Source organism: Parvibaculum sp. (assembly GCF_039973015.1).
In the GTDB taxonomy this organism is placed as follows: Bacteria; Pseudomonadota; Alphaproteobacteria; order Parvibaculales; family Parvibaculaceae; genus Parvibaculum.
Map to the genome: position 1 here is coordinate 92,967 of NZ_JBDWLT010000012.1, position 18,912 is coordinate 111,878.

Annotated in this window: 15 protein-coding genes and 1 tRNA gene; 7 read left to right on the forward strand and 9 right to left on the reverse strand. The window is 61.7% G+C overall.

Annotated elements, in window-relative coordinates:
• Positions 1-3 precede the first annotated feature (3 nt).
• The gene (gene carA / locus ABJO61_RS14930) at positions 4-1,170 is read right to left on the reverse strand and encodes a glutamine-hydrolyzing carbamoyl-phosphate synthase small subunit (RefSeq protein ID WP_348326876.1); all 1,167 of its coding nucleotides are present in this window, start codon (positions 1,168-1,170) and stop codon (positions 4-6) included.
• Positions 1,171-1,591: 421 nt separating this feature from the next.
• On the opposite strand from carA, the gene ABJO61_RS14935 reads away from it, so the two are divergent.
• Complete coding sequence (locus tag ABJO61_RS14935; RefSeq protein WP_348326747.1) at positions 1,592-2,056, forward strand: GatB/YqeY domain-containing protein; 465 nt, start codon at positions 1,592-1,594, stop codon at positions 2,054-2,056.
• 4 nt (positions 2,057-2,060) lie between these two features.
• Here ABJO61_RS14935 and ABJO61_RS14940 read toward each other — a convergent pair whose 3' ends face one another.
• Positions 2,061-2,384 (reverse strand): BrnA antitoxin family protein, encoded by a 324-nt coding sequence (locus tag ABJO61_RS14940; protein WP_348326750.1) that lies wholly within the window; start codon positions 2,382-2,384, stop codon positions 2,061-2,063.
• Positions 2,317-2,667, reverse strand: a complete 351-nt coding sequence (locus ABJO61_RS14945) for a BrnT family toxin (protein WP_348326752.1) — start codon at positions 2,665-2,667, stop codon at positions 2,317-2,319. Before ABJO61_RS14945 ends, ABJO61_RS14940 begins: the two co-directional genes overlap by 68 nt.
• A gap of 168 nt (positions 2,668-2,835) precedes the next feature.
• Here ABJO61_RS14945 and dnaG point away from each other — a divergent pair, with 168 nt between their 5' ends.
• Positions 2,836-4,743, forward strand: coding sequence for a DNA primase (gene dnaG / locus ABJO61_RS14950; protein WP_348326755.1), 1,908 nt, complete (start codon positions 2,836-2,838; stop codon positions 4,741-4,743).
• 320 nt (positions 4,744-5,063) lie between these two features.
• Complete coding sequence (rpoD, locus tag ABJO61_RS14955) at positions 5,064-7,040, forward strand: RNA polymerase sigma factor RpoD (RefSeq protein WP_348326757.1); 1,977 nt, start codon at positions 5,064-5,066, stop codon at positions 7,038-7,040.
• 522 nt (positions 7,041-7,562) lie between these two features.
• On the opposite strand, the gene ABJO61_RS14960 is transcribed toward rpoD, so the two are convergent.
• The 4 genes from ABJO61_RS14960 to ABJO61_RS14975 all read right to left on the reverse strand — a co-directional run bounded on the left by ABJO61_RS14960 (position 7,563) and on the right by ABJO61_RS14975 (position 11,665).
• Positions 7,563-9,857 (reverse strand): sulfatase-like hydrolase/transferase, encoded by a 2,295-nt coding sequence (locus tag ABJO61_RS14960; protein ID WP_348326760.1) that lies wholly within the window; start codon positions 9,855-9,857, stop codon positions 7,563-7,565.
• A gap of 144 nt (positions 9,858-10,001) precedes the next feature.
• Positions 10,002-10,253, reverse strand: a complete 252-nt coding sequence (locus tag ABJO61_RS14965) for a hypothetical protein (protein WP_348326763.1) — start codon at positions 10,251-10,253, stop codon at positions 10,002-10,004.
• Between the two features lie 424 nt (positions 10,254-10,677).
• On the reverse strand, positions 10,678-11,421 hold the full coding sequence (locus ABJO61_RS14970) for an SIMPL domain-containing protein (RefSeq protein WP_348326766.1): 744 nt from the start codon (positions 11,419-11,421) through the stop codon (positions 10,678-10,680).
• Positions 11,422-11,588: 167 nt separating this feature from the next.
• Positions 11,589-11,665: transfer RNA gene (locus ABJO61_RS14975), tRNA-Ile, on the reverse strand.
• Positions 11,666-11,830: 165 nt separating this feature from the next.
• Between ABJO61_RS14975 and ABJO61_RS14980 the strand changes: the two genes are divergently transcribed.
• The 4 genes from ABJO61_RS14980 (at position 11,831) to ABJO61_RS14995 (ending at position 17,030) form a co-directional block, all read left to right on the forward strand.
• Complete coding sequence (locus ABJO61_RS14980) at positions 11,831-12,322, forward strand: SRPBCC family protein (protein ID WP_348326769.1); 492 nt, start codon at positions 11,831-11,833, stop codon at positions 12,320-12,322.
• 66 nt (positions 12,323-12,388) lie between these two features.
• Positions 12,389-13,432 (forward strand): TIGR00341 family protein, encoded by a 1,044-nt coding sequence (locus tag ABJO61_RS14985; protein WP_348326772.1) that lies wholly within the window; start codon positions 12,389-12,391, stop codon positions 13,430-13,432.
• Between the two features lie 85 nt (positions 13,433-13,517).
• On the forward strand, positions 13,518-15,173 hold the full coding sequence (gene ettA, locus ABJO61_RS14990) for an energy-dependent translational throttle protein EttA (RefSeq protein ID WP_348326775.1): 1,656 nt from the start codon (positions 13,518-13,520) through the stop codon (positions 15,171-15,173).
• A 228-nt stretch (positions 15,174-15,401) separates the two neighbouring features.
• Positions 15,402-17,030 carry an ATP-binding protein gene (locus ABJO61_RS14995; protein ID WP_348326778.1) on the forward strand — a complete coding sequence of 543 codons (1,629 nt, stop codon included), beginning with the start codon at positions 15,402-15,404 and terminating at the stop codon, positions 17,028-17,030.
• Positions 17,031-17,218: 188 nt separating this feature from the next.
• Here the strand turns inward: ABJO61_RS14995 and ABJO61_RS15000 are convergent, their stop codons facing one another.
• Positions 17,219-17,887, reverse strand: a complete 669-nt coding sequence (locus ABJO61_RS15000) for an ABC transporter substrate-binding protein (protein WP_348326781.1) — start codon at positions 17,885-17,887, stop codon at positions 17,219-17,221.
• A 70-nt stretch (positions 17,888-17,957) separates the two neighbouring features.
• Positions 17,958-18,815: a VacJ family lipoprotein gene (locus ABJO61_RS15005; RefSeq protein ID WP_348326784.1), complete on the reverse strand. Its 858-nt coding sequence runs from the start codon at positions 18,813-18,815 to the stop codon at positions 17,958-17,960.
• Positions 18,816-18,912: the final 97 nt, after the last annotated feature.

An 18,912-nucleotide genomic window follows, 5' to 3' on the forward strand; every position in this document is an offset into this window, starting at 1 on the left:
GACTTAACCGCGTGCCTCCTCGATCAGCTTCACGAAGCGTTCGAAGAGGTAGTGTGAATCCATCGGGCCTGGAGAGGCCTCGGGGTGATACTGGACGGAGAAGACCGGGCGATCCTTCAACCGGATGCCGCAGTTCGAGTTATCGAAAAGCGAGACATGCGTCTCTTCGAGATCGGGCCCAAGGCTTTCGCGCGAGACGGCGAAGCCGTGGTTCATCGAGGTGATCTCGACCTTGCCGGTGGTGTGGTCCTTCACGGGATGGTTTGCGCCGTGATGGCCCTGATGCATCTTTTCCGTCGTCGCGCCGAGCGCGAGGGCGAGCATCTGGTGGCCGAGGCAGATGCCGAAGACGGGCTTGCCACTCTCGACGAGCTTCCTGATTTCCGGCACGGCGTAGGTGCCGGTCGCGGCCGGGTCGCCCGGTCCGTTCGACAGGAAGACGCCGTCCGGGTTCATGGCGAGGATGTCTTCGGCCTTCGTGTCGGCGGGAACGACCGTCACCTCGCAGCCGGCGCTTGTCAGGCAGCGCAGAATGTTGCGCTTGATGCCGTAGTCGATGGCGACGACGCGGTGCTTCAACTCGTGGCCCGGCTCATAGCCGCAGCCCCATTTCCAGCGCGCTTCCTTCCAGGTGTAGCTCTGGCCGCAGGTCACGTCCTTCACGAGGTCGAGGCCGACCATGCCCGGCCAGCCACGTGCCTTTTCAAGCAGGGCGGGAATATCGAAGTTGCCGGAGGGATCATGCGCGATGAGCCCGTCGACCGAGCCTTTCTCGCGGATGCGCCGCGTCAGCGCGCGCGTGTCGAGACCCGACAGGCCGATGATGCCGCGCGTCTTCAGCCATCCGTCGAGATGCTGCGCCGCGCGATAGTTCGACGGGTCGGTGATGTCGGCCCGGATGACCATGCCGCGTACGCCGGAAAGGGAGGCGAGGTTCGAGGTTTCGATGTCCTCGTCATTCGCGCCCACATTGCCGATATGAGGGAAGGTGAAGGTGATGATCTGGCCGGCATAGGAGGGGTCGGTCAGGATTTCCTGATAGCCCGTGATTGCCGTGTTGAAGCAGACCTCGCCCACCGCTTCGCCCACCGCGCCAACGCCGCGTCCGGGAAGGACCGTGCCATCCTTCAGGACAAGGAGGGCAGTCGGCTTCTCGGTCGGGGCGGTCATGGGCGTGGCTCTCGTTTGCGGGCTCGGGCTGGCAGTATCGGACGAAGATGCGCTCATGCCGACTCCTCCCCGGAACCTTGCGTGACCTTGGACACGCGCCGTTCCGTGGCGGCTTTCGTCGACACCTTCATCGAAGCAACTCCAGGGGAGGAACTCGTCTGCGGAGAACGGGCGCGAAGCTTTTGGCGCTTCCGCCCGGACAGACTCGGTTTCCCGTTGAATTTGGCGGACACTAAGGGATCGCCCGATTTCCGTCAAGCATCTGAATTTTCTTAAAAATTCAATGATTTCAATGGCTTGCTTGGCGTGTTGCAGTGCGGTCTCCGATTGCACGTGCCGGGGCTTTGGTTTAGCGTGTGCGCCGATTCCGGGGGCGCGTGAGCGGCATGCTGCGGCGCTCCCTTTTCATTGGAGGATGGCCATGAGCCAAAGCCTGCGGGACCTCATCAAGCAAGGCCTCATCGACGCCACCAAGGCGCAGGACAAGCGCCGGATGGCGACGCTCCGCCTCATTCAGGCGGCGCTCAAGGATCGCGACATTGCGGGCCGCACCGACGGCCGGGATGCGGGCGTGAGCGATGCCGAAATCCTCGAAGTCCTCTCCAGGATGGTGAAGCAGCGCCGCGAGTCGGTGGTCATTTACGAGTCCGCCGGTCGCATGGAGCTTGCCCAGCAGGAAAAGGAAGAAATCGAGATCATCGAGAGCTTCATGCCCAAGCAGCTCTCCGACGAGGAGACGGCGGCGGCCGTTGGAGCTGTGATTTCCGAGACCGGCGCGGCCAGCATCAAGGATATGGGCCGGGTCATGGGCGAACTCAAAAAGCGCCATGCCGGAGAGATGGATTTCGCCAAGGCGGGCGCCATCGTGAAAGAGAAGCTCGCCTGAGGGCTCAGGCCTTCTTTTTCGCCTTCGCCTTTTGCGCTTTCATGAACCGCCGCAGCACCTCGTTGATCCGCGTCTGGTAGCGCGGGCCTGTTTCCTTGAAATAGGTGAGCACGTCTTCATCGAGGCGAATGCTGACCGGCTGTTTTTTGGGGATGACGAGTTCGGCATCCGACCAGTCAAGCCCAACGGGCACGGCATCGGGATCGTCGGCGACGGCGGCCGCGATTTCTTCATCCGTTATATTGCGCACGCGTTCCCAGTCAGTCTCGCCGGGGCTGAGACTCATTGCCTCCTCGTAGGAGTAGCGCACGATACGCGGCTCGCTCATCCCGGCTGGCTTGTCGTGCCGAGATGATCCGGCAGGTGTCACCTTCTTCTTCCTTGTACGCGACTGCGACTTCGCGGCCATATGTGTCACCTATTACGAGATAGCGAAGCTCGCCATTCCGATCCGACCGTTTTCGGATCATGGGCTTGCCAAAGGCAGGCAGAACGTCGACGAAATCGATGCCATGCCTCTCGATATTGATCCGCCGTTTGTTTTCGTCCCAAGTGAACGACAAAAATGGGGGATCGAAATGCTGAAAGTCATCGCTGCCAGCTGAGCGCATGGTGCCCCTTCTGCATCGCTGCAAATGTCGGCTGGCACGTCATGCGCTCGTCCGTTAAAACCAAGAACACTGTATATACAAACGTAATTCTTTGCAAGCCTCCCGTCGCGGCATTACGAAAGGGTTGTACAGTGTACAAGTGCTCCACAGATCAGGCGTCCCGTTTCCATGTCCTTCCCCAAAGGCTTTCTCGACGAATTGAAGGGACGCATCCGCGTCTCCGAAGTCGTTGGCCGCAAGGTGAAGCTGACGCGGCGGGGGCGGGAATTTGTGGGGCTCTCGCCCTTCTCCAACGAAAAAAGCCCGAGCTTCACCGTCAATGACGACAAGCAGTTCTACCATTGCTTCTCGTCGGGCGAGCATGGCGACGTCATCAAGTTCCTCGAAAAGACCGAGAACCTCTCCTTCATCGAGGCGGTGGAACGGCTTGCGGCGGAAGCCGGCATGGAGATGCCGGAGCGCGATGCGCAATCCGCGCAGCGCGACAAGGAAGCCGCCACCCTCATCGATGTGATGGAAATGACGGCGCAGTTCTTCCGCCAGAAACTGACGGAAGGGGCGGGAGCCGAAGCGCGCGCCTATCTCGACCGGCGGGGGCTCAAGGGCAAGACCATCGACGATTTCGGCATCGGCTATGCCCCGGGCGATGACCGGCGCGACCGCACGGCGCTGTTGAAATATCTGAAGTCGAAGAACGTGACGCTGGAGCAGATGACGGAAGCCGGGCTCGTCATTTCCGGGCCGGATATCGCCGAGCCTTATGATCGTTTCCGCAATCGCGTGATGTTTCCGATCTCGGATGCACGCGGCCGCGTTATCGCTTTCGGGGGGCGTGCGCTTTCGGCGGATGCCAAGGCGAAGTACCTCAACTCGCCCGAGACACCGCTCTTTCACAAGGGCCGCGTGCTCTACAATCTTTTCCGGGCGCGCAAGCCCGCGCATGACGACGGCACCGTGATCGCGGTCGAAGGCTATATGGATGTGGTCGGGCTCGCGCAGGGCGGCATATATAATGCCGTGGCGCCGCTCGGCACCGCGCTCACCGAGGATCAGATCCAGCTTCTCTGGCGCATGGCGCCCGAACCCATTCTCTGTTTCGATGGCGACAAGGCGGGGCTGCGCGCCGCCTATCGCGCGGTTGAGCGCGTGTTGCCGCTTTTGAAACCCGGTCATTCGCTTCGCTTCGCGCTGCTGCCGGAAGGAAAAGACCCGGACGATCTTGTGCGTGAGGAGGGCAGCGAGGCCATGCGCGAAATTCTCGCCAAGGCGCGCCCCCTTTCCGAAATGCTGTGGGAGAAGGAGACCTCGACGGGGGCATGGGATACGCCGGAGCGCCGCGCGAAGCTTGAAGCCGATCTCGAAGCCGCCATCGCCGCCATTGGCGACACGAAGGTGCGCGGACATTATGCCGAGGCGCTGCGTGAGCGGATTTCGAAGTTTTTCGGCGGCTCGCGGCAGGGCGCGCGCCCCGGCGGCGGCTATGGGCGGGGCGGATTTCAGAGCCGGGGCTTTGGCAACAGGCCTTTCAAGGGACGCGGCGGTTTCCCCCGGGGCGAGACCTATATGCCGCCGGTGACGCCCGAACTGCGCCGTTCGGCCATTGCCAGCGGTGCCGGGGGCGAGCAGGGACGGGAGGGACTTTTGCTCCTCACGCTGCTTAACCACCCGGAACTCTTGGAGAATTACGCAGAGGATATCTCGCGAATCGAGCTGCGGACCCCGGCGCTTGACAGATTACGCAATGAAATCATAGATATAGCCGCCCTCCATGCGCCTCTTGAAAGGGAAGCGCTCAAGGGCCACTTGCTGAGCAGGGATTTGGCGGAAATCGCCCGGCGTCTGGAGGCCGGTCCGGCCTTCAGGAGCGATCCTTTTGCTTGGCCAGATGCAGCGCCCGACGAGGCGGAGGCAGGTTTCCTGCACACGCTGGCTCGGCACAGGCGGGCGAACGTGCTGGAGGCGGAATTGAAAGCTGCCGAACGCGCGCTCGCAGACGAGATGACGGAAGAGAATTACGCCCGGTTCCGGGCCATCCAGGAGCAGCTAGAGCGCTCGGATGCAGCGGACGGGGTGTGATAGGATACCGGTACGGAATTTCCGGCCGGGTTCGAACGGGGATCGGTCAACCAGCGGGACTTGAGGGCAGCGTTACTTCGGATCGGTCCTGGCGATAAGCCGGGGCAGGGGACGACCGGAGCATCCAGACGAAAAGGATGGGCGAGGAAAGGCGGGCAGCCGGCAGCGGCGCTTCCGCCCCTTCGTCCTTTATACGTCTGGACAACATGCCGCTCTGGTTCTTCTGACTGCGTGACCTATCTGATTGTCTGGGTATCGGCCCTTTCGGCATGGCTCTCACGGAGCGCCGGCGGGTCCATCGATTGGCGGAGAAAGTGTGAATGGCGAGCAAGGCAGCGGAACAGGAAGCTCCGGATAGCGGCGCCGAGGTGTCGCAGGACGGTCCGCTCCTCGATATGTCGGATGCGGCGGTCAAGAAGATGATCAAGGCCGCGAAAACACGCGGCTTCGTGACCTATGACGAGCTGAACAAGGTTCTGCCGTCCGAGGAGTTCTCCTCCGAGCAGATCGAGGATACGCTTTCGATGCTCTCCGAGATGGGCATCAATGTCGTCGAGAACGACGAAGCCGAGGACAATCAGGACGGCAACGCCGAAGCCGCCGATAATGACGACGAGGACGGCGACGAGGAAGCGCCCACGGGCAAGGCCGTCGCGACCACGACCACAACATCCACCACGCTCGACCGTACCGACGATCCCGTGCGCATGTATCTGCGCGAAATGGGTTCCGTCGAACTGCTTTCGCGCGAAGGCGAAATCGCCATCGCCAAGCGCATCGAGGCCGGCCGCGAGACCATGATCGCGGGCCTCTGCGAAAGCCCGCTGACCTTTCAGGCCATCATCATCTGGCGCGACGAGCTGAACGAGGGAAAGATTCTCCTTCGCGACATCATCGATCTCGATGCCACCTTCGCCGGACCCGACGCGAAGAAGGTCGACCATTCCCAGGCCGCGCTTGCGGGCGAGGCACCGCCGCGCGTCGAACCGGAAGAAGAAGAGGTCGACGAGGACGGCGAGGACGACAACTCCATGTCGCTCGCCGCGATGGAAGCCGAACTGAAGCCGAAGGTACTCGAAACCTTCGACACGATTGCGGGCGACTACAAGAAGCTCCGCAAGCTGCAGGACCAGAAGGTCGAACTTGCCCTCAAGGGCGAGGAGATGCCGGCTGGGCAGGAAAAGAAGTACCAGAAGCTCACTTCCGACCTTATTGAGGAAGTGAAGAGCCTTTCGCTCAACAACAACCGTATCGAGTCGCTCGTCGAGCAGCTCTACGCGATCAACAAGCGCCTGATGGGCCTTGAGGGGCGTCTGCTGCGTCTCGCCGAAAGCCACGGCGTTCCGCGCGACGAATTCCTCAAGCAATATTTCGGCAATGAACTCGACCCGAACTGGATTCGCCGCGTCAGCCGCCTCAAGGGCAAGGGCTGGGTGAACTTCACCAAGGACGAGCGCGACCAGGTGAAGGATCTGCGTCAGGAAATCCAGACGCTCGCCGCCGAGACGGGCCTCGACATTCAGGAATACCGCCGCATCGTCGCCACCGTGCAGAAGGGTGAGCGCGAGGCGCGCATCGCGAAGAAGGAAATGGTCGAGGCGAACCTTCGTCTCGTGATTTCCATCGCGAAGAAATACACGAACCGCGGCCTCCAGTTCCTCGACCTCATTCAGGAAGGCAATATCGGCCTGATGAAGGCGGTGGATAAGTTCGAATATCGCCGCGGCTACAAGTTCTCGACCTATGCGACATGGTGGATCCGTCAGGCGATCACGCGCTCGATCGCCGACCAGGCGCGCACGATCCGCATTCCGGTCCACATGATCGAGACGATCAACAAGCTGGTGCGGACCTCGCGCCAGATGCTCCACGAGATCGGCCGCGAGCCGACGCCGGAAGAGCTGGCCGAGAAGCTCGGCATGCCGCTCGAAAAGGTCCGCAAGGTCCTGAAGATCGCGAAGGAGCCGATCTCCCTCGAAACGCCCATCGGCGACGAGGAAGACAGCCATCTTGGCGATTTCATCGAGGACAAGAACGCGATCCTGCCCATCGACGCGGCGATCCAGTCGAACCTGCGCGAGACGACGACGCGTGTCCTCGCCTCGCTCACGCCGCGCGAGGAGCGCGTGCTGCGCATGCGCTTCGGCATCGGCATGAATACGGACCACACGCTGGAAGAAGTCGGCCAGCAGTTCTCGGTCACGCGCGAACGCATCCGCCAGATCGAGGCGAAGGCGCTCCGCAAGCTCAAGCATCCGAGCCGGTCGCGAAAGCTCAGGAGCTTTCTGGACAACTAAAGAGCCGGAAGCCATGCCCCGGCGAAGGCCGGGGTACGTTTCTTCCTCGACAATTGACGAGTGGTCTCCGCTTTCACGAGACGCGTTCAGAAGAAGCTCATCTTCGTATCAATCCCACCGGACAGAAGAATGGGTCGGCGTCGTAGCTATCTGATAGCACTGTGGCTGTTGACGGTCCCCTTTCTTTACTGGGGGGTGGCCCTGTGGTTTGGGCTCCTGCCATTTTCTGGTCGTCCCGATGGCAGCGGTACGCTGTATAACCTAGGTATTCAGTCGGCGTTGCTTTTTGTTGGTATCCTTGTTCTCGTGGGACGTGCGCGCACCGATTGGCTATTGATGCTCTCGCTTATGATGACAAGCCTTGTTGTACCGATCTTCGCATTTATGGCCGTTGTTGTGCTGGCTTGCCTATTCGCTGGGCAGTGTCTTTAGTTCTATTCGACACACCTGATAAAGCGGCGCGCCGTTCTCAATAGAAGAGCCCGGATTGTTCGATCCGGGCTTTTGCTTTGATGTGAATGGCTACTGCCGCGCCATCGCCGCTCTGACCGCCGCGCGGTCGGCATTGCCCGCCGCCGCTTCGTGTTTCGCGTTCGGCATCTCGAAGATCACGCGCGTAATGCGCCCCGTATAGACGAAGGGCGGGGCGTAGTCCTCGCAGACGGGCGAGAGGCTGCGGCCGAGGTCCATGCCGAGGCTCGATATCAGCAGCAGGAGCTGCGGGATGCGCGTCTCGCCCACATCCTTCCCGTCCACCGTCAGCGTCACCTTGCCGGAACCGTCCTCCTGCCGCTCGATCAGCGCGCCCACTTCATGTTTGCCGCTTGAGAGTTTCTCGCTCGCGCTGACGCTCGTGTGGTCGTGGAAGCAGTTGTAGTCGAAGTGCAGGCGGCCTTGCCTGATGAACAGCGCGTAGCCGCTGTTGATGCTGCCGCGCGCGATGAGTGCGCCGTCCCCGCCGTCATGTTCGATTTCCGCCACCATGTTCCAGCCCCGGAAGACGGGCGGACAGGCATCGGACACGATATGCGAGACGGGCGGGTAATAGATGAAGCGCGAGCGCGATGTCGGCATGCCGGGCCTGCGCGAGGCGCGGAAGAGGTCGAAGGCGCCGCGGTCGTCGAGCGGGAGCACGCCGTGCCGCTCCGCTTCCTCCCACCAGCGCGCGACCATCTGTTTCAAACGTTCGGGCTCCTTCTCCGCCATGTCGTGATATTCGGAGAAATCCCTGTCGAGGTGATAAAGCTCCCACTTGTCTTCCTCGAAAGGCGTTCCGCGCGCGTGATGCGTCACCGCCTTCCAGCCATCGAGCCACAAGCCCCGGTCGCCGCCCATCTCGAAATATTGCGCGGGGCGGGCGGGCGGCGCCTTTCCGTCCTTGAAGGCATCGAGAATGCTCGCGCCATGCATCGGCATTTGCGGCACACCGGCCACGACCTCGGGTGCCTCGATCCCCATGACCTCATAGATCGTCGGCGCGATGTCGACGGCGTGGCAGAACTGTCCGCGCAGTTCGCCGGGCCGGCCGATCCCTTCCGGCCAATGGACAATGAACGGATCGCGCACGCCGCCGCCATGCGTGTTCTGCTTGTACCATTTGAGCGGCGTGTTGCCCGCTTGCGCCCAGCCCCAGGGAATGTTGCTGTGGCTCTGCGGTCCGCCGATGTCGTCGAGCCGCGTCACGGCCTTGTCGACGTCTTCCGCCATCAGGTTGAAATATTTCATCTCGTCGAAGACGCCGGTCGGGCCGCCTTCCTGGCTCGCGCCATTGTCGGAGACGAGCATGAAGAGCGTATTCTCCATCAGGCCCAGTTCTTCGAGGAAGGTGACGAGCCGGCCGATCTGCGCATCCGTATGGTCGAGCATGGCGGCGAAGGCTTCCTGCAGCCGTGCGGCGAATTTCCGCTCGTTCTCCGAGAGCTCGTCCCATGCCTTCACGCCGGGATTGCGCGGCGCGAGTTGCGTGTCGTCCGGAAAGAGACCCATCTCCTTTTGCCGCTGGAACCATTCCTCGCGCGCCTTGTCCCAGCCGCTGTCGAACCTGCCCCGGTATTTGTCGAGATAGCTCTGCGGCGCCTGATGCGGCGCGTGCATGGCGCCGAAGGCGAGATAGAGGAAGAAGGGCTTTTCCGGCACGATCGACACCGTGTCGCGAATGAAACCGATGGACTTGTCCACGATGTCTTCCGAGACGTGGTAGCCCTCGGCGGCCGTCTTCGGCTGGTCCACGAAGTGATTGTCATGCGTGATCTCGGGGTGGAACTGGTCGGTCTCGCCCTGCAGGAAGCCGTAATAGCGGTTGAAGCCGCGTTGCAGCGGCCAGTTGTGGAAGGGGCCGGCCGCCGTGCATTCGGCCATCGGTGCGAGGTGCCACTTGCCGGCCGCGAAAGTCGAGACGCCCTTGTCGCGCAGCACCTCGGCCATCGTGGCGGCGGACTTGGTCACCGCGCCGCGCATGTTCGGATAGCCCGTATCCATGTTCGAGACGGCGCGCATGCCGACGGCGTGGTGGTTGCGGCCCGTCAGCAGACAGGCGCGCGAGGAGGAGCAGAGCGCCGTCGTGTGGAAGCCGGTGAAGCGCAATCCGTTTCCGGCCAGCCGGTCGATGTTCGGTGTTTCGATGGTCGAGCCATAGCAGCCGAGATGAGCGAAGCCCGTATCGTCGAGCACGATCAGCACGACGTTGGGTTTGCCCGCCGTTGCGGGGGCGTCCGGCCAGTCGGGCGAGGAGGCCTGCACGGTCCTTTCGATGCGGCCGCGGAAATCCGGTTCGGACGGGTGCGTGTAGGTCTTCTGGTCGGTCTTCTTGTCGGTCATGGTGCTCCTCCCCTGGCGGCTCCTGGCCGCTCTGACGACTATTGTTAATGTCACTCATTAGAAGTGCCCAAGCAAACAAAAAGCCCGGACCTTCAGGGCCGGGCTCTTCGCCAGTGTCGTCCGGGTGGGCGGGCAGGTGAGGGCCTATGCCGGCTCCTTCACCACCACCTTCTTCTTTGCGGGCGTCTTCTTCTTCGGTGCCGGCGCGGCAGCCTTTTCGGCAGCCTCGGCGGCTTCCCGTTCAAGCCTCAGCGCGCGCAGCTTTTCCGTCTTGGTCTGACGGTCGCGCGCGTCCTTCTCGGCCATCTGCATGGCGATTTCGGTCGTCTTGTCGGCCTTGGTGGCGCGGACCTGCGTCGGCGATTCCTTGAAGAGGGGCTTCTTTTGTGCGGGCATGGGGCAGGCTCCTTTCGGCGGCGCATGGACGGCGCCACACGCCAAATTTCGCGCAGGGAGCCTGAAATGAAAAAAGGCCGGGCTTCCCCGGCCTTGTCCCAAACATTCCGGCTATGCCGCCATTACATCCGTGGTCGGCCGCCAAAATGAATTTCCGGCCCTCATCGAGGGCCCCGGCATCGCCGGGCGGCTCTCCTGCTGCGCGTTGCGCGCTGAAAAGCCTCGGTAAGAGCTATATGGGGTGGTTGTCCAGGAAAACAAGGGGTAGCTGTTCTGCCCATCCCTTACCTCCCGAACAAAAAAGGCGGCGCCAATGAATGACGCCGCCCTTGCCCAATTGCCGGACCTTGACGCGAGGGGGTCACGCAAGGGGCCAGTTGCCGGTCGAAGTCCCCTTCGGCCGTTTCGTTATCGCAGGGTCCGATCAGTCGATCCTGATGACGAGGGTGACGCTGGACGTCATCGTCTGCTCGCCCGAGGCAACGGGGACGCTCTCGTCGCGGGCCATTGAGGCATAGCTCTTCATGTACATGGGCTGGGGCATGCTCGAGCCGTTCTCCGAGATCGACATGATCTCGCCGAGGGCCACGCCCGCAGCGCCCGCATAAAGCTTCGCCTTTTCGAGCGCGTTCTTCACCGCGTCCTTGCGTGCTTCATTCAGCAGCGGCTGCGGCTTATCGATCGAGAAGCGGATACCGGAGAGCTGGTTCGAGCCGAGCGTCACGACCCGGTCGAGAATGCCACCGAGCTTGTCCAGATCGCGCACTGTAACGGTCAACTGGTTCTGCACGCGGTAGCCGCCGATCTTCGGCGTCTGCGGGCGGTTGTCTTCGCTCTTTACCTGCTCGTAAACGGGGTAGACGGAGAATTGCGAGGTCTGCATGTCCTTCTTTTCGATGCCAGCCTCGCCGAGCCCCTTGAAGACTTCGTTCATGGCCGTGGTATTTGCGGCGAGTGCTTCGGCCGCCGTCTTGCCTTCAGTCACGACGCCCGTTTCCACATAGGCGATGTCCGGCGCGGCGGAAACCTCGCCTTCGCCGGTGATGGTGATGGTGCGTGGCTCGGCCTGTTCGGTCGCCTGCGCGGCGCCGGCGAATGCAAAGGCGAAAGCAAGCGCGAGGGCTGGAGGGAGCATGGTGAGGGGGGAGCGGGACGTGGGGTTCGGCATCTGGTGCCTCCTTCTCTCGGGTGGGCCGGTTTGCTGGTTCGTTTATGGGCCCTGTTATGTATCTCTGGGGCTGAACCCGGCCTGAATGAATTGCCGCGAGCTTCGGGCCGGATAGGGGCAAAATTGGGGCGTGGGGAGTGCTGTCCGTGCGAAGGCAGGACGAAAGCTGGTGGGCCCGGCAGGACTCGAACCTGCGACCAAACCGTTATGAGCGGTCCGCTCTAACCAACTGAGCTACAGGCCCCCAGCTCCCGCCATATAGCAGCAAGCTTCGCCTGCTGCCAGTATCGCTCGCGATCGGTTTGCGATGGCAAGAAAACTTAGTGATTGACCTAAGTATATTCATTGAGATACTTAGTCATATGACTAACAGATAACCGCCAATGAGGGAGCGAAATGGAGGATGAAAATGAACGGCGCCCCTGAAATCGACCCGAAGCTCGACCTTGTGCTGGAGCGCGTGGTCGATGTGCCGCCACGTCTCGTCTGGCGCGCCTGGACGGAGCCAGAGCATCTCATGCCGTGGTTCTGCCCGAAGCCCTGGCAGACGGTGGAATGCCGGATTGACCTCCAGCCGGGAGGTGAGTTTTTCACCCAGATGCGCTCGCCCGAAGGCGAGAACATGGAGGGCGGTTCCGGCTGTTATCTCGAAGTCGAAAAAGAGCGGAAGCTCGTCTGGACCTCGGCGCTCGGACCGGGATATCGCCCGAGCGTGGCGCGGGTGCACGACCTCTTTTTTACCGCGTGGATTCTGATCGAACCGCATGGCGAGGGCACGAAATATACCGCCATCGCCAAGCACCCGGACGAGGCGAGTGCGAAGCGCCACGAGGAAATGGGCTTCCAGGATGGCTGGGGCGCCGCCCTCGAACAACTCGTCGAATATGCAAAGACGATGTAGCCGGGGCGATACAGAAGGTGCGGAGATCGCCTCCACCTGCGATAGTCGAGCGCAGGAGGAGGCCCCATGTCGCTTCGCGTTATCGAAATCACGGCGCCTGCCGGCTATGCCGACACACTCGTCGCCCTTGCCGAACAATATGACGCTGTCGAGGTCTTCGCCGCCCGCAGCGCAGATGCGGGCGAGGCGCGTTGCATCGTCCACCTCGTTTGCGAGACGAACCGTGTGCAGGAATTCACGGATGCCGCGCAGAAGGCGATGGGCGGGGATGACAGCTGGCGGGCCGTCATGCTTGCCGTCGAGGGCACCGTTCCCGCATATGCGCCCGAAAAGGCGGAACGCCGCGCCGCCTTCAGGGCGGGGGCTGCAAGCCGGGAGGAAATCCGCGAAGAAGTCGCGCGCAATGCCGAGCTCGATTCGACCTTCCTCGTCCTCACCTTTCTCTCCGCCATTGTCGCGGCCATCGGCCTTCTCAACGACAATGTCGCTGTCATCATCGGCGCGATGGTGATTGCGCCGCTGCTCGGGCCCAATCTCGCTTTCGCCTTGGGCACCGCGCTTGGCGACCGGGATCTCATGTTCAAGTCTATGCGCACAAATGCGGTGGGCATTTCGCTCACCGTCACGCTTGGTGTCGTCATCGCTCTTTTCTGGCGGCAGGGCTTCGAGGCGCCGGAACTCGTGAGCCGTACCAAGGTCGGGTATGACGGCATCGCGCTTGCGCTCGCCTCGGGTGCTGCGGCCGTTCTTTCGCTGGTCGCGGGGCTGTCGAGTGCGCTTGTGGGGGTCATGGTCGCAGTCGCGCTCATGCCGCCCGCGGTTGCCATCGGCATCATGCTGGGAGCGGGGAGCCCCGAAGCCGCGCTCGGCGCTGCCGTTCTGCTCGGCGTCAATGTCGTTTGCGTCAATCTTGCCGCGCAGACGGTTTTCGTCGTCAAGGGCGTTCGCCCTCGCACCTGGTGGGAGCAAAAGGCGTCCGCCACCTCGCTCCGCCTCAACTTCGCCATGTGGCTGGTGCTGCTCGCTGCCCTGGTCGGCGCCATCGCCTGGCTCGATGTGCCGGTCGTCCCGACTCAGCTCATCGAAAGCGTGCAGGACGCGGTGGAATAGGAGCCTGCCGGGTATGATTGCCCGTTTCCCGCCGATCCGCTAGAAGAAGCGCCAACTCCCTTTTGCCTCAAGGAAAAGCCCCCTCATGGCCGCCTATCAGTACGTCTATGTCATGGACCGCCTCTCGAAGACCTATCCGGGCGGCAAGCAGGTTCTGAAGGATATCCGACTTTCCTTCCTGCCCGGTGTGAAGATCGGTGTGGTCGGTCTCAACGGCGCGGGTAAGTCGACCCTGCTGCGCATCATGGCGGGCGTGGACAAGGAGTTCACAGGCGAGGCCTGGGCGGCGGAAAGCGCGAAAGTCGGCTATCTCCAGCAGGAGCCGGAGCTCGATCCCGCACTCAATGTGCTCGGCAATGTGATGGAAGGTGCCGCCGAAAAGAAGGCTCTGGTCGACCGTTACAACGAGCTCGCCATGAACTACTCGGACGAGACGGCGGACGAGATGGCCAAGCTTCAGGACATCATTGACGCGCAAAACCTGTGGGATCTCGATTCACAGGTCGAGATGGCGATGGATGCGCTGCGCTGCCCGGACCCGGAAGCCGATGTGAACAACCTTTCTGGCGGTGAACGCCGCCGCGTTGCGCTCTGCCGCTTGCTGCTCGCAGCGCCTGACCTTCTGCTCCTCGACGAACCGACCAACCATCTCGACGCGGAATCCATCGCCTGGTTGCAGAACTATCTCAAGGAATATACGGGCACTGTCGTCATGGTCACCCATGACCGCTACTTCCTCGACAATGTGACGGGCTGGATTCTCGAACTCGACCGCGGTTCGGGCATTCCCTACGAAGGCAACTATTCCTCATGGCTCGAACAGAAGGAAAAACGCCTCGAACAGGAAGGCCGTCAGGAGGAGGCGAAGCAGCGCACGCTGTCGCGCGAACTCGAATGGATCAGGCAGAGCCCCAAGGCCCGTCAGGCGAAGTCCAAGGCGCGTATCAGCGCTTATGACGAATTGCTCGCCGAGGCCGGCAAGCAGCAGGATGGCAAGGCCCAGATCGTCATTCCGGCGGGCCCGCGTCTTGGTGGCAATGTCTACGAGGCTGACAATATTTCCAAGGGCTTCGGCGACAAGCTTCTGATCGACGGTTTGTCCTTCAAGTTGCCGCCCGGCGGCATCGTCGGCGTCATTGGTCCGAACGGGGCGGGCAAGACGACGCTCTTCCGTATGCTGACGGGTCAGGAGAAGCCGGATTCGGGCACGCTCAAGATCGGCGAGACGGTCGTCATGGGCTATGTCGACCAGAGCCGCGACTCGCTCGACGCGAACAAAAATGTCTGGGAAGAAATCTCCGGCGGCACCGACATCATCGAACTCGGTCGCACGACCATGCCGAGCCGCGCCTATGTCGGCTCGTTCAACTTCAAGGATTCGGACCAGCAGAAAAAGGTCGGCCTTCTCTCAGGCGGCGAGCGCAACCGCGTTCACCTCGCCAAGATGCTGAAGTCGGGCGCAAACCTTCTTCTCCTCGACGAACCGACCAACGACCTCGACGTCGAAACGCTGCGCGCGCTCGAAGATGCGCTCGTGGCCTTTGCGGGCTGCGCCGTGGTCATCTCGCATGACCGCTGGTTTCTCGACCGCATTGCGACACACATGCTCGCCTTCGAAGGCGACAGCCATGTCGAATGGTTCGAGGGCAACTACCAGGAATACGAGGAAGACAAGAAACGCCGCATGGGCCCTGCCGCGGAAATCCCGACCCGGATCAAGTACAAGCGGTTCAGCCGTTAGTTATCAGAGGGAGAGAAGGGCGACTTTCTCTCCCTTGACGGTCCGGTACGATTTTTGTCCCTTGGATCGTGGTGTTTTCGGTGGAATACTCTTCTTTCCGCGACGTTTTTTTGACTTTTTCACCCTCCCTTAAACCCTCCCGCCTAGCTTGATCCTCCGAGGGGAACAGGAGGGGGCGCACCGGCGCGGCGGGCGATTGCTTGTCTGCGCTTTGCGACTGGTACGGGTATGGGCAAGCTCAAACTTACCGATCAGGATATGGCGGTCATCCTCCAGGAGGCACTGGACCGCCTGCCGGGCGGTTTCGTCATTTTCGGGCCGGACCACGAGATACTGCTCTCGAACGGTCAAAACGAGCACGATTTCGCGCATACGAACAAGGCGCTGCGCGAAGGCAAGACCTATCCCGAGGCCATACTCGCGGCAACGATGGCGGTACGGCCGGATCTCGCGCCGGAAGATGCGCGCGCCGCGGCGGCCTATATCAGCGACATGCTTGAAAAGGGTGAACCCGTCGAAGTGCAGACGCCGCATGGCGCGATCATGCAAATTGTCGAAACAAAATTATCCTTTGGCGGCTCTGTTGCCGTGGGGGCCGATGTCACCGGTATCCATGCGCGTGAGAGGGAACTGAGAAAGGCGCGCAAGGAAGCCGAGGCCGCCAACGAGGCGAAGTCCGCCTTCCTTGCCAATATCAGTCATGAAATCCGTACGCCGCTGAATGGCATTCTCGGCATGGCGCAGCTTCTTGCCTCCAGCGATCTCTCCGGCGAGCAGCGCGACCAGCTCGAAACGATCCTCGATAGCGGCAAGACCTTGATGGCGATCCTGAACGATGTGCTGGACCTCTCCAAGATCGAGGCAGGCAAGTTCGACATATCGCCCATCGACAACGATCTCGGGCATCTGTTGCGCCGTCTCGAAAAACTCTGGGCGCCGCGAGCGACGGAGAAAGGGCTCGCACTCAAACTCGAAATTGACGCGGACGCAGAAACCTTCCTGCGGTTCGATCCGGTGCGCGTACGCCAATGCGTGTCGAACCTTGTCTCGAATGCCATCAAGTTCACGGAAAAGGGCAGCGTTACCATCTCCACGAATGTTGTGCCGCTTGGTGACGATGCTTTCGAGGTGAGAATCCGTGTCGCCGATACCGGTATCGGCATGAATGCGGAAACGGCCGGGAAGCTTTTCGCTCCCTTTGCGCAGGCGGATGCCTCCACCTCGCGCCGCTTCGGGGGCACGGGCCTCGGGCTTTCGATCAGCCTCAAGCTCGCCGAACTCATGGATGGGGGCATCACGGTTGAAAGCGAGGAGGGACAGGGAGCCGTCTTCACGCTCTTCTTTCGTGCCTTGTCGGGCTGCCGTACCGGGGAGGCGCTTTCCCATGAGGATGTGGACAAGACAGGCGGTGTGCGCTGGGCCAAGGGGCTTTCCATGCTGCTGGTTGACGATCACGCGCTCAATCGCAAGGTCGCGCGCCTCTTTCTCGAACCGCTCGGCATTTCGATCGTCGAGGCGGTGAATGGCGAGGAGGCGCTTCGCTGGCTGCAAACGCAGCCCTTCGATCTCGTTCTGCTGGACATGCATATGCCGGTGATGGATGGACCCGAAGCGCTCGCCCATATCCGTGCGCATGATGTGCCGGCAATTCGCGATGTGCCTGTTATTGCGCTGACGGCGGATTCGCTTGGGGTCAGCAAGCGGCACTATGACGAAATGGGGGCGGACGGGTATGTCGGAAAGCCCATCGATCACCGTGAACTCATCGTCGAGATAGGGCGTGTGCTCGAAGACAAATATGGCCGGATACCTGCCCCCAGAAATGCCTTTCCGGATTTGCGCCGCGCCGGCTCCTGAGCTATTTGCGCGGGAAGCCCTGCACCGATATCGATGGAATGTTCCGGCCGCGGGTTTCGAAGCGAAGGCCCTGCGTTCCGTCATCGCTGTGGAGAAGCGGCTCTGCGAGGCGTTCCGCGAAGTGTGAATGTGAAAACGGCGCACTCCGTGAGGAGCACGCCGTTTGTCTTGTCCGGTTGCGGGGGAAATCAGTTCGCGGCGCTGATGTCCGAGATGTCTCCAGTTTCCGCCTTGCCAATCTGCTTGCGCAGATGGCTGAGGAGGGCGTTGAAGTCGCCGCCATTGTTGCGGATGACGCTGGTGAAGGTGGAGCGTTGTTCCTGCGCGAGCCAGACGCCGACGACGTTCACGTCGAAAATCTTGTAGCCGTCGCCGTCTTTCACGAGCCACCAGTCGACGCTGACCGGTTCGCGTCCATTCGTGAACTTGATCTCGCTCTGCACAATAGCTTGCTTGTCGCCCTTGGTCTTGGCGCTGAGAATGTCGAGCTTCTCGTCGTTATAGTCGGCGAGCCGCGTGACATAGACCTTCACGATGAACTCGCGGACGAGCTTCAGATACTCGCTCTTCTGTTCCGCTGTCGGTGTGCGCAGATACTGGCCGAGCGCGAAGGCCGCAATGCGGTTCATGTCTGCGGTCTCGTCCAGAAGCTGGCCGAATTCGGCTTCCATTTCCGCCTTCGAAGCGCCCTTCTCGCTGATGATGCCGATTGCGCGCTTCGAGACGTCGTCGACGAATATCTTGGCCTCGTCGCCGGTCGAGGCGGAAGCGTGGGCAACGCCAGCCAGAAAGGCCACGCAAAGTGCGAGCGGGGCGAGGAACCACCGGGACCGATGGGCTGTCAGTGTCGTGATCATTTTCACTCTCCAGATCCGGTGTGGAGCCTCTGACGCTCTGCCTGCCACCCTTCTGGAAGCAGGCTCTGCATTAGAAACTCGCAGACGGACTGTCAGTTTCGTTTGTGTCGAAATTTAGGTTGTCGATGTCGGGCAGATCGTCGAAATCCCGGTTGCCATTGGCAATTTCGTTCTTCCGTATCTGCCGGTAAAGGTTGCGGACCGTGGCGTAGTGATCGACGGAGGTTCGCTCGATCTGATCCAGCGTGTCGAGGCTGCGGGCGCGCCGGTCGATGCCGTTCACGGCGAAGCGGATCAGCGGCACGTTGCTCGAGTCGTTCCAGTAGATATAGGTCAACGGATCGAAGAACTGGTCGACCACGAAACCCGTCAGGTCGCGGGGCGGGGCGGGGCCCAGCACCGGCAGGAAGAGATAGGGGCCTTCCGCGACGTCGTAGGTGCCGAGCGTCTGGCCGAAATCCTCGCTGTGCTGCGGCATGCCCCAGCCGGCGGCGGGGTCGAACAAGCCGAGCACGCCGACCGTCGTGTTGATGCCGAAGCGGCTTGCGGTGGTGCCCGCGCGGTCCCATTCGCCCTGCAACAGGTCGTTGGCGAGAATGACGGGGCTGCGCAAATTGTCGAGGAAGTTGCGGACGCCGTTGCGGCCCGGTTCCGGCACAACGCCGTCATACCAGGTGGCGACCGGCTTCAGCAGGATGGTGTCGAAAAACCTGTTCAACTCGAAGAAGTAGCGGTTCATCGGCTCAAGCGGATCGTTTTCGTCCACGCCATTATCTGTGTCCGTGCCGCTCGCTGCCATGGCCGGTTCGTCGGCAGCCATGGCCATGTGCGGCGCCGTCAGTCCGAGTGTGAGCGCCAGCGCGGCCGCAAGCGCGAAACCCGCGCGCAGACCTGCCGGCCGTTCGCCATTCCGATGCGTGGTCTTCATATAGCCCGCTCCCATTCAATGCCCGGCGGGCATCACACCGCCTCATTGCCGCAAGCATTCAGCCAACGGCTTAAATCCATGTGAACGGCGGGTCATT

Coding starts and splice junctions, on each gene's coding strand:
- ABJO61_RS14940 (WP_348326750.1), bottom strand. CDS start 2,384: ATGAGCGAGCCGCGTATCGTGCGCTACTCCTACGAGGAGGCAATGAGT.
- ABJO61_RS15005 (WP_348326784.1), bottom strand. CDS start 18,815: ATGAAGACCACGCATCGGAATGGCGAACGGCCGGCAGGTCTGCGCGCG.
- ABJO61_RS14980 (WP_348326769.1), top strand. CDS start 11,831: ATGAACGGCGCCCCTGAAATCGACCCGAAGCTCGACCTTGTGCTGGAG.
- ABJO61_RS15000 (WP_348326781.1), bottom strand. CDS start 17,887: ATGATCACGACACTGACAGCCCATCGGTCCCGGTGGTTCCTCGCCCCG.
- carA (WP_348326876.1), bottom strand. CDS start 1,170: ATGACCGCCCCGACCGAGAAGCCGACTGCCCTCCTTGTCCTGAAGGAT.
- ABJO61_RS14935 (WP_348326747.1), top strand. CDS start 1,592: ATGAGCCAAAGCCTGCGGGACCTCATCAAGCAAGGCCTCATCGACGCC.
- ABJO61_RS14970 (WP_348326766.1), bottom strand. CDS start 11,421: ATGCCGAACCCCACGTCCCGCTCCCCCCTCACCATGCTCCCTCCAGCC.
- ABJO61_RS14995 (WP_348326778.1), top strand. CDS start 15,402: ATGGGCAAGCTCAAACTTACCGATCAGGATATGGCGGTCATCCTCCAG.
- rpoD (WP_348326757.1), top strand. CDS start 5,064: ATGGCGAGCAAGGCAGCGGAACAGGAAGCTCCGGATAGCGGCGCCGAG.
- ABJO61_RS14960 (WP_348326760.1), bottom strand. CDS start 9,857: ATGACCGACAAGAAGACCGACCAGAAGACCTACACGCACCCGTCCGAA.
- ettA (WP_348326775.1), top strand. CDS start 13,518: ATGGCCGCCTATCAGTACGTCTATGTCATGGACCGCCTCTCGAAGACC.
- ABJO61_RS14985 (WP_348326772.1), top strand. CDS start 12,389: ATGTCGCTTCGCGTTATCGAAATCACGGCGCCTGCCGGCTATGCCGAC.
- ABJO61_RS14945 (WP_348326752.1), bottom strand. CDS start 2,667: ATGCGCTCAGCTGGCAGCGATGACTTTCAGCATTTCGATCCCCCATTT.
- dnaG (WP_348326755.1), top strand. CDS start 2,836: ATGTCCTTCCCCAAAGGCTTTCTCGACGAATTGAAGGGACGCATCCGC.
- ABJO61_RS14965 (WP_348326763.1), bottom strand. CDS start 10,253: ATGCCCGCACAAAAGAAGCCCCTCTTCAAGGAATCGCCGACGCAGGTC.